Here is a 9,216-nt window from a genome sequence, read left to right on the forward strand (position 1 = left end):
CAAAACGAAAAGGGCCGCGGAAGCGGCCCTTTTTTATTGCGCGTCCGGTTTTAACGGAACTGGTCGCGCAGCGACATGTACAGCGCCTGGAAGCGCGCGTGCCGCGTCTTGTGCGCGCCGGCCTCTTCGGGTGAAGGCGTCAGCTTCTGCTTGACCGGCGGCAACGTGCACACCTCGGCCACCGCGCCGCCATCGGCCAGCCATGCGAGGCGCGCCGCGCCGAGCGCACCACCGGTCTCGCTGCCCGCATAGAGCGTGAGCGGCACCTGGAAGATGTCGGCCAGCAACTGGCCCCACCAGACGCTGCGTGCGCCACCGCCCACCAGGGCGACCTCACGCAGTGGCATGTCCGCCGGCAGGCGCAGGGTGTCGAAGCCGTCGCGCAGTCCGAAGCTCACGCCCTCGACCACGGCATAGGCGATCTCCGCCGGGCCATGCGCATGGGTCAGGCCGAACAGCGTGCCCTGGGCGTTCGGGTTGTTGTGCGGGGAGCGTTCGCCCGACAGGTACGGCAGGAACAGCGGGCAACGCGCACGCTCTCCAGGCGGCACCGACGCCGCGGCTTCCAGCAGCGCGGCCTCGTCGGTGAACTTGAATGTCTTCGCAGCCCAGCTCACCGCGCTCGCGGCAGAGAGCATCACCGACATCTGGTGCCACCGCTTCGGCAACGCATGACAGAAGGCGTGCATCGCCTGCGCGGGGTTCGGCAGGAAGCGATCGGTCGAGACGAACACCACGCCCGAGGTGCCGAGCGAGACGAAGCCCTGCCCCGGTTCCACCAGGCCCATGCCGACGGCGCTGGCAGCGTTGTCGCCAGCGCCGCCCGCAATCGGCACGGTCCCGTTGCCCACGCCCCAGCGTGCAGCCAGCTCGGGCTTGAGCTGCGCCGACACCTCGCTGCCCTCGACCAGCCGCGGCATGTGGTCGCGGGTGAGCCCAGTGGCCGCGAGCAGCTCGTCGGACCAGTCGCGCGCTCCGACATCGAGCCAAAGCGTGCCGGCCGCATCGGACATTTCGCTGACGGCCTCGCCGCTGAGCATGAAGCGCAGCCAGTCCTTCGGCAGCAGCACGCGCGCCACCTGGTGGAAGATCTCGGGCTCATGCTCGCGCACCCACAGCAGCTTGGGCGCGGTGAACCCGGGCATCGCGAGGTTGCCCGCGATCTCGCCGAGGCGCGGCACGGCGCGCGTGAGCGCTTCGCACTGCGCGCCGCTGCGCCCGTCGTTCCAGAGGATCGCGGGACGCAGCACCTCGCCCGCCGCATCAAGCAAGGTCGCACCATGCATCTGGCCCGACAGGCCGATGGCGCGCACGGCCGACAGCGCTTCGGCATGCGCGCCGCGCAACGCCGCCATGACCTGCTCCAGCGCCTGCCACCATTGGCTGGGCGCCTGCTCCGACCAGAGCGGTTGCGGCCGATCGACCGCGAGCGATGCACGCGCCACGCCGACGATGCGGTGATCGTCGGCGAGCAACAGCGCCTTGAGCTCGGACGTGCCGAGGTCCAGTCCCAGATACAAGATGAACTCCCTGCTTTTTTGCTACGAAGGAATACCGGAGCCGAAACGGGTGTCGGCCTGGCGGCGGAACTCGCTCGGCGTCATGCCCTTGATTTCGAGAAAGCGCCGGTTGAAGTTCGCCACGTTGTTGAAGCCAACCTGGTAGCAGATGTCGGTCACGTAGTGATCGGTCTGCATCAGCAGGTGGCAGGCGCTGTTGATGCGCACGCGGTTGACGAAGTCGGTGAAGCTGTTGCCGGTGGAGCGACGGAAGAAGCGGCTGAAGCGGCTCTCGCTCATGCCCAGCTCAGCCGCCACGTCCGACATCGAGATCGGCTCCGCCATGTTGTTGGTGATGCGGTTGACGACCTCGTTGATCTGGTCGACCTGCGCATCGCCGTCGATGCCCTGTGCGCCCTGCATCTGCACGCTCGACAGCAGCCGGTAGTCGGTGCACTGCGCGAGGTCGGCCATGAATTCTAGGAACAGGCCGAGGCGGCGTACGCCGCGCGCAGCCTTGATGCTGTCCCAGTGGGTTTGCGCCTGCTGAGACATGCCGAAGAACTCGATGCCGTGGCGTGCCCGCTCGAGCAGTTGCATCACCTCGCGCAACTCCGGTATCTCGGCGGCGGCGCGCTCGATCGGCTCGTGACGAAACTGAATCACCCGGTCACGCCCTGCCGAACCGCCTTCGGGTACGTCGAGCGAGATCCAGTTGTGAGGCAGCCGCGGCCCGCAGAGCACGAGGTGACCGGGCTGGAACGGCCCAATCCAGTCGCCGATGAAGGCCTTGCCCGAGGTCTCGGTGATCAGGTGCAGCTCGTAGTCTTCATGGAAGTGCCATCGCACCAGCGGGCTCGGGAAACCGTGCGCCAGGCAGCGCACGAGGCCGGTTTCTTCGGGCGCCTCGTAGCCCAGCGAGGGGGAACGTGTGAAGTCGCGCTCCAGCTCGGGTTGGCGCTGGCGAGGGATCGAACGCTTGCGTGTGGACGTTGTCATGGCAGCACAGGGTCAGGACCCGGAAGCGACAGCCCCATTGTCTTCCTCCGCCAGCGCGGCGTGAACCGCTGCGAGCGTCGGTGGATCGGCCCCCTCCCGGGTGCAGTTCAGGGCCGCGGCGGTGGCGGCGAAGCGCATCACCTCCCGCCAGGCCTCGTCGCCCAGCGCGCCGAGCTGGGCCGGGTGCTCGACGCCGTGCGCAAGCAGCGACACCGAGAGCCCCGCAGTGAAAGTGTCACCGGCGCCGATGGTGTCGACCACCGTCACGCGCGGCGCTGCCACGGTGAGCGGCTCGTGCCCGGTGCGYCACAGCGTGGCACCGTCGCCGCCGCGCGTGATGACCACGGCGTGCGCGCCGGCCTTCAGGCAATCCGCAGCCAGCGCATCGGCCGGCCGGCCGGGCGCGAGCAGCTCGGCGTCTTCATCGCTGAGCTTGACCAGATCGGCCATGGCCAACCAGTCCGTCACGCGGTCGCGGTAGGCCGCCATGTCGGGAATCAGGCTGGGCCGCACGTTGGGATCGAACACGATCACCCGGCGGCCCGCGTTCGCGGCAATCAGCTCGGCGATGTGCGTGGCGGCCGGCTCCTGCAGCAGCGAGATCGAACCGAAATGAAGGAAGCGGCAGTCCGCCGGCAGCTGCGGCAGCGGTTCGGGCGCCCAGGTCGCATCGGCGCTGCCGCGCGTGTAGAAGGCATAGCGGTTGGTCTGYGGCGTGCGCTCGACGAAGGCCAGCGTGGACGGTGCATTGCTGCGCAGGATGCAGCTGGTGTCCACGCCGTTGCGTTCGAGAAAGCCCATCAGCCGCTCACCGAACAGGTCGGTCGACAACTGCGTGAGAAAACCGGTGTGCTGCCCGAGGCGCGCACAGGCCACGGCCGTGTTGAGCGGCGAGCCGCCCTCGTGGCCGAGGAACGCCAACGTGCCCGCCTCGCTGGCGGTGAAATCGATCAGGGCTTCGCCCGTGAGTGCAATGCGCATGGTTCTCGGATTTTCTTCTGTCAGGGCAAGGCGCGGGCATCGGCCAGGAAGCCGCGCTCGGCAGCCAGCGTGGCGGGATGATCGAGCAGTTCGGCAAAGAGGCGCGGCGGAATCGTGATGGCGCCCACGCCCAGCCCCAGCAACGAAAGGTACGCTTCGCGCGAGCGAATGCTTGCCACCAGCAGGCGCGTGCCGGACGAAGGCCGCTGCGCCACCAGCGCCTGCATCTGCGCGATCAGCGCCAGTCCATCGGCGCCGCCATCGTCGAGCCGTCCCAGGTACGGCGCCGCGTAGGCCGCGCCCAGCTGCGCGGCAAAGTGCGCCTGCTCGGGCGCGTACACGGCCGTCCACGTGACGGGCACGCCTTGCGCGATGAGCTGCGCGCCGGCATCGAGGCCCTGGCGCGTGGCGGGAATCTTGACGACCAGTTGGCCGCGGTCGAAGTGCGAGAGCAAGGCCTGCGCGTCTTCGAGCATACCGTCGACATCGCTGGAATACACCTGCGCCTGCACCTGCCGCGCGCCCAGTTCGATGCAGCGTTTCAGCAAACCGGGCACTTCGCCACAGCCGATACCCGCACGCTTGAGCAACGTCGGGTTGGTCGTCACGCCATGCACCACCGGGTGCGGCAGGCAGGTCTGCAATTCGGCCAGGTCGGCGCTGTCCAGGTACAGATGGAAATCTTCGTTCATCTCAGCTCATGACGTTACCGCCATCGACATTCAAGGTCTGCGCCGTGATGTAGCGCGCCTCGTCGCTGGCAAGGAATACCGCCGCGCCGGCAATATCGGCCGGCACGCCCATGCGGCCGAGCGGCACCTCCAGGCCTACGCGGCGCTTCTTCTCGCCCGGGGGCAGCCCTTCGGCCTTGGCGAACAGGCTGTCGACATGGTCCCACATCGGCGTGTCGACCACACCGGGTGCAATGCCGTTGACACGGATGCCATGCGGCGCCATGGCCAGCGCCGCGCTCTGGGTGTAGCTGATGACCGCGGCCTTGGTCGCGCAGTAGTGCGAAACCAGCGCCTCGCCGCGCCGCCCGGCCTGCGAGGCCATGTTGATGACCGACGCCCCTTGCGTGCCGGCCTCGACCATGTGGCGCAGCACGGCCTGCATCACGAAGAACATGCCCTTCACGTTGACGGCGAAGAGCCTGTCGAACGAAGCCTCGTCGCTGTCGAGCAGCGGCGCGAGGTCGAACACCGCGGCGTTGTTGAACAGCGTGTGGATGGGGCCGAAAGCGACCTGCGCCTCTGCGAGCAGGTGGGAGATGCTCTGGGTGTCGGTGACGTCCGCTGCAATGTAGGCCAGCCGGTCGGGGCGGCGCTGCTGCAACGCCCGCACGGCCTCGGGTGCCGCCGCCGCGCGGTCGATCACGCTGCAGCACGCACCCTCCGCAATGCAGGCCTCGGCCACTGCCAGACCGATGCCGCCACCGGCACCGGTCAGCAGCACGTGGCGGTTCTTCAGACGTTCGCTCATGTCGTTGCTCCTGGATTCACAAGATTTGCCACGCGCCCGCTCGCCCCACGCACGGCGTCGATCAGCCGCGCATCGCCCGCGACGGCCCCCCACAGTCCGGCGTCCGAACACAGCGCGAGCACCGGATCGGCGGCATCGCAGATGGCGTGCGCCACGGCCTCGTCCATGCCCTGGTCCTGGTAGGCATAGGGCAATGCCCCGCGATGCCAGCGCTGCAGGAAGGCGAGGAACAGCGCGGGCAGCATCGCGACGCTGTCGACCGGCTGCCCCGCGGCGAGCCGCTCGCGCACCGTGGGCGCGATGAAGCCCGGGATCTTCGAGAAGCCGTCCGCCGCCACGCGCTGGTTGGTGTCGCGGATCGCAGGGTTGCCGAAGCGGTCGAGCACCACGTCGCGGTAGGCCGCGAGGTCGATCGGGCTCGGACTCAGGCACGGGATCACGTCGTCGCTCACATAGTCGTAGGCCATCTTCCGGATCGCCGCGTGGTGCGTGCCTTCGTGGATGAAGCCCAGCCCGACCAGCGTGCCGGCCCAGGCGATGCAGCTGTGCGTGGCATTGAGGATGCGGATCTTGGCCTCTTCATACGGCTGCACGGACGCGACCAGTTCCACGCCCACGCGGCCCCAGTCGGGACGCCCGGCCGCGAAGTTGTCTTCGATGACCCACTGGATGAAGCTCTCGCCCGTGATCGGTGCTGCGTCGTCTCGGCCTGTGGCTGCGCGCACGCGCGCGTGCAGCTCTGGCGGCGGGCGCGGCGTGATGCGGTCGACCATCGCGTTCGGGCAGCGGGTGTTCTCGCCGACCCATGCCAGCAGATCGGTATCGCCCGCGCGCTCGATGAATTCGAGCAGCCCCGCGTGGAATCGATCGCCGTTGTGGCGCAGGTTGTCGCAGTTGAGCAGCGTCACCGCACCGGCCTGCGCGGCCTTGCGCGCACGCAGGATCGCGCAGACGGCGCCGTAGATGGTTTCGCCCGCTTCGCCACGCCGCGCGCGTTCGATGTCGGCCGCCAGGTCGCCGAAGGACAGGTCCAGCCTGCCCTTGGTGTCGAGGTAATAGCCGGCCTCGGTCACGGTGAAGGAAACGATGCGTGTGGACGGCGCCGCCCCGCGCGCGATCACCGCGGCCAGCGAGCGCTCCCACGGCAGCACCTCGCGGATGGCCTCGATCTGCTCGTAGCGGTACTCGCCCGCAGGCGACACGGTTTCGAGCGTGTAGCGTCCGCCCTGCGCCTGCAGGGCTGCGACGATGTCGGCCATGTCCGGCCGGATGTTGGCGCCCGACAGCGACCAGCGGGTGTCGCCCGCATCGATCAGCCGCTGCAGGTAGACCGCCTGGTGGGCCCGATGAAACGAGCCCAGGCCCAGGTGAAGCACCGTGAACTCGGAAAGAGCCGGTGGTGGTGTTTGCGCAAGAGACGCTGCTGCGAGAGTCACGGGAAATATCCGGAAAAGAAAAAATCAGGCGACGACCGAACGGCCTTCGCGGTTGAACAGATGCAGCACGCTGGGGTCGAGCTCGACCGCCACGTCGTCGCCCGCCTGCAGAGGCGTGCGGTCGTTCTGGCGCGCGATCAGCGGTACGCCGCCCACGTCGACATGGATCAGCGTGTCCGCGCCGAGCGCTTCGATCAGCTCGACACGGCCCTGCACATCCGACACCGGCGCGCCCTGCTTCGGATGCACGCGCAGGCCTTCGGGCCGCACGCCCAGGAAGCCGTCGCTCGGCAAGCGGCCGCCGGTGGCGGCGGAGAAGCTCGGGATGGCGCTCGCTGCCACCATGTTCATCGACGGCATGCCGATGAACTGCGCGACGAACTGGTTGGCCGGATGGTCGTAGAGCTCGAGCGGCGTGCCGACCTGTTCGATCAGCCCGTCCCTGAGCACCACCACGCGGTCGGCCAGCGTCATGGCCTCGACCTGGTCGTGCGTCACGTAGATGGTGGTCGCGCCGAGCGCACGGTGCAGCTTGTGGATTTCGACACGCGTGTTGCCGCGCAGCGCCGCATCGAGGTTGGACAGCGGCTCGTCGAAAAGAAACACCTTGGGCGCGCGCACGATGGCGCGGCCGATGGCCACGCGCTGCCGCTGTCCGCCCGACAGGTCCTTGGGCGTGCGGTCGAGGTATTGCGTGAGGTTGAGCGTCTTGGCCGCGTGCTCGACCTTGGTCCTGATCTCGTCCTTCGACACGCCCGCGAGCTTGAGCGCGAAGGACATGTTGTCGTACACGCTCATGTGCGGGTAGAGCGCGTAGCTCTGGAACACCATCGCCAGGTCGCGCTTTCCCGAAGGCGTCCAGGTGATGTCCTTGCCGTCGAGCAGCAGGTTGCCGCTGGTGATCGGCTCGAGCCCCGCAATCAGGCGCAGGAGCGTCGACTTGCCGCAGCCCGAAGGCCCGACGAAGACGATGAACTCGCCCTTCTGGATCTCGAGGTCGACGCCCTTGATGATGTTGATGTCGCCGAAGCTCTTCTTGATGTCTTTGAGTTGCAGGTAGGCCATGAGGTGTCTCCCTTTCTTTACTTGACGGCGCCGAAGGTCAGGCCTTGCACCAGTTGCTTCTGGCTGAACCAGCCGAACACGACGATGGGCGCGATGGCCATCAACGAGGCGGCCGACAACTTGGCCCAGAACAGGCCTTCGGGGCTGGAGTACGAGGCGATCAGGGTCGCCAGCGTGCCGGCCTTGGCGGAGGTGAGGTTCAACGCCCAGAAGGCCTCGTTCCAGCTCAGCACCAGGCACAGGAGGCCGGTGGACGCGAGCCCGCCCACCGACAGCGGCATCACGACATGGCGGAACTCGGTCCACAGGCTCGCGCCGTCCATGCGCGCCGCTTCGAGGATCTCGTTCGGAATGTCCTTGTAGGCGCTGTAGAGCATCCACACCATGATCGGCAGGTTCGACAGCGTGAACACGATGGTCAGTGCAGTGAGCGAGTCCAGCATGCCCGCGGTCTGCGCGAGCACGTAGATCGGCACCAGCGCGCCCACGGCCGGCATCATCTTGGTGGAGAGCATCCACATCAGGATGTCGCGCGTCTTCTTCGTGCGGAAGAAGGCCATCGAGTACGCAGCGGGTGCGGCGATCAGGAGGCCGAGAATGGTCGAGCCCAGGCTGGTGATCAGCGAATTGCGCGCATACAGCAGGTAGTCGCTGCGGCGCTGCACTTCGCCGAAGTTGTCGAGCGTGGGCTCGAAGACGAAGAGCGGCGGCACGTGGATCGCCTGCAGCTCGGTCTTGAAGGCCGTGAGGAACAGCCAGCCGAGCGGAAAGAACAGGAGCAGCGCCGCGGCCCACGCACCGACGGTGCGCAGCAGTTGGGGAAGGAAGTTGCTGGGTTGCATGGTCGTTCCTTCAATCCAGGTTCTTGCCGATGATGCGGATGAGGAACACGGCCACGATGTTGGCCAGCACCACCGCGAACAGCGCACCGGCCGAGGCCACGCCCACGTCGAAGTTCATCAGCGACTGCTTGAAGATCAGGTAGGTCATGTTCGTGCTCTCGTTGCCCGGACCGCCGTTGGTGGTGATGGCGATTTCCGCGAACACGCTGAGCAGGAAGATCATCTCGATCATGATCACCACCGCCATCGGCCGGCCGAGGTGCGGGATGGTCAGGTAGAAGAAGCGCTGGAACGAACTCGCGCCGTCCATGCGCGCGGCCTCCATCTGCTCGCGGTCGAGCGACTGCAGCGAGGTGATGAAGATCAGGCAGGCGAAGGGCAGCCACTGCCAGGCCACCATGACGATCACGGAGAGCAGCGGCACGTCGGTGAGCCAGTCGATGGGCTGGGCGCCGAAGAAGCGCCACACGTCGGCCAGGATGCCGTAGATGGGGTTCATCATCATGTGCTTCCACAGCAGTGCGTTGACTGCGGGCATGACGAAGAAGGGCGAGATCAGCAGCACCCGCACGATGCCGCGGCCCGGAAAGGGCTCGTTCACCAGCAGCGCGAGCAGCACGCCGAACACCACCGTGATGACGATCACGCTGCCGATCAGCAGCAGCGTGTTCCAGGTTGCGGGCCAGAAGTCCGGATCGGTGACGAAGTAGTGAAAGTTCTCGATCCCCGCGAACGTGTGTTCGCCGGGCTGCATGAGGTTGTAGTTCACGAACGAGAAGTACAACGTCATTGCAAGCGGCACGATCATCCAGAGGAAGAGCGTGAGCACGGCGGGCGCCATCAGGGCCCGGGGCAGGAGTCTTTTCATTGTGTGTTCCTCTCTGGCTGCTGGCTGTTGCCCCCTCTCCCGCT

General features: G+C 67.2%; 9 protein-coding genes. All 9 read right to left on the reverse strand.

Features of this window, described 5'->3' with window-relative positions:
• Positions 1 to 50: 50 nt before the first annotated feature.
• The 9 genes from xylB to AC1DXX_RS26330 all read right to left on the reverse strand — a co-directional run bounded on the left by xylB (position 51) and on the right by AC1DXX_RS26330 (position 9,172).
• Positions 51 to 1,520 carry a xylulokinase gene (gene xylB, locus AC1DXX_RS26290; RefSeq protein ID WP_478137155.1) on the reverse strand — a complete coding sequence of 490 codons (1,470 nt, stop codon included), beginning with the start codon at positions 1,518 to 1,520 and terminating at the stop codon, positions 51 to 53.
• A 21-nt stretch (positions 1,521 to 1,541) separates the two neighbouring features.
• The gene (locus AC1DXX_RS26295) at positions 1,542 to 2,498 is read right to left on the reverse strand and encodes an AraC family transcriptional regulator (protein ID WP_478137156.1); all 957 of its coding nucleotides are present in this window, start codon (positions 2,496 to 2,498) and stop codon (positions 1,542 to 1,544) included.
• A gap of 12 nt (positions 2,499 to 2,510) precedes the next feature.
• On the reverse strand, positions 2,511 to 3,479 hold the full coding sequence (locus AC1DXX_RS26300; protein WP_478137157.1) for a carbohydrate kinase family protein: 969 nt from the start codon (positions 3,477 to 3,479) through the stop codon (positions 2,511 to 2,513).
• 20 nt (positions 3,480 to 3,499) lie between these two features.
• Positions 3,500 to 4,171: a transaldolase family protein gene (locus AC1DXX_RS26305; protein ID WP_478137158.1), complete on the reverse strand. Its 672-nt coding sequence runs from the start codon at positions 4,169 to 4,171 to the stop codon at positions 3,500 to 3,502.
• 1 nt (position 4,172) lies between these two features.
• On the reverse strand, positions 4,173 to 4,961 hold the full coding sequence (locus tag AC1DXX_RS26310; RefSeq protein WP_478137159.1) for an L-iditol 2-dehydrogenase: 789 nt from the start codon (positions 4,959 to 4,961) through the stop codon (positions 4,173 to 4,175).
• Positions 4,958 to 6,337, reverse strand: a complete 1,380-nt coding sequence (gene dalD / locus AC1DXX_RS26315) for a D-arabinitol 4-dehydrogenase (RefSeq protein ID WP_478137163.1) — start codon at positions 6,335 to 6,337, stop codon at positions 4,958 to 4,960. The genes AC1DXX_RS26310 and dalD overlap by 4 nt, the downstream gene beginning before the upstream one ends.
• A gap of 84 nt (positions 6,338 to 6,421) precedes the next feature.
• Positions 6,422 to 7,462, reverse strand: coding sequence for an ABC transporter ATP-binding protein (locus AC1DXX_RS26320; RefSeq protein WP_478137160.1), 1,041 nt, complete (start codon positions 7,460 to 7,462; stop codon positions 6,422 to 6,424).
• 17 nt (positions 7,463 to 7,479) lie between these two features.
• Complete coding sequence (locus tag AC1DXX_RS26325) at positions 7,480 to 8,304, reverse strand: carbohydrate ABC transporter permease (protein WP_478137161.1); 825 nt, start codon at positions 8,302 to 8,304, stop codon at positions 7,480 to 7,482.
• A 10-nt stretch (positions 8,305 to 8,314) separates the two neighbouring features.
• Positions 8,315 to 9,172 (reverse strand): carbohydrate ABC transporter permease, encoded by an 858-nt coding sequence (locus AC1DXX_RS26330; RefSeq protein WP_478137162.1) that lies wholly within the window; start codon positions 9,170 to 9,172, stop codon positions 8,315 to 8,317.
• Positions 9,173 to 9,216 lie beyond the last annotated feature (44 nt).

Source organism: Variovorax sp. P4_B10 (genome assembly GCF_056402375.1).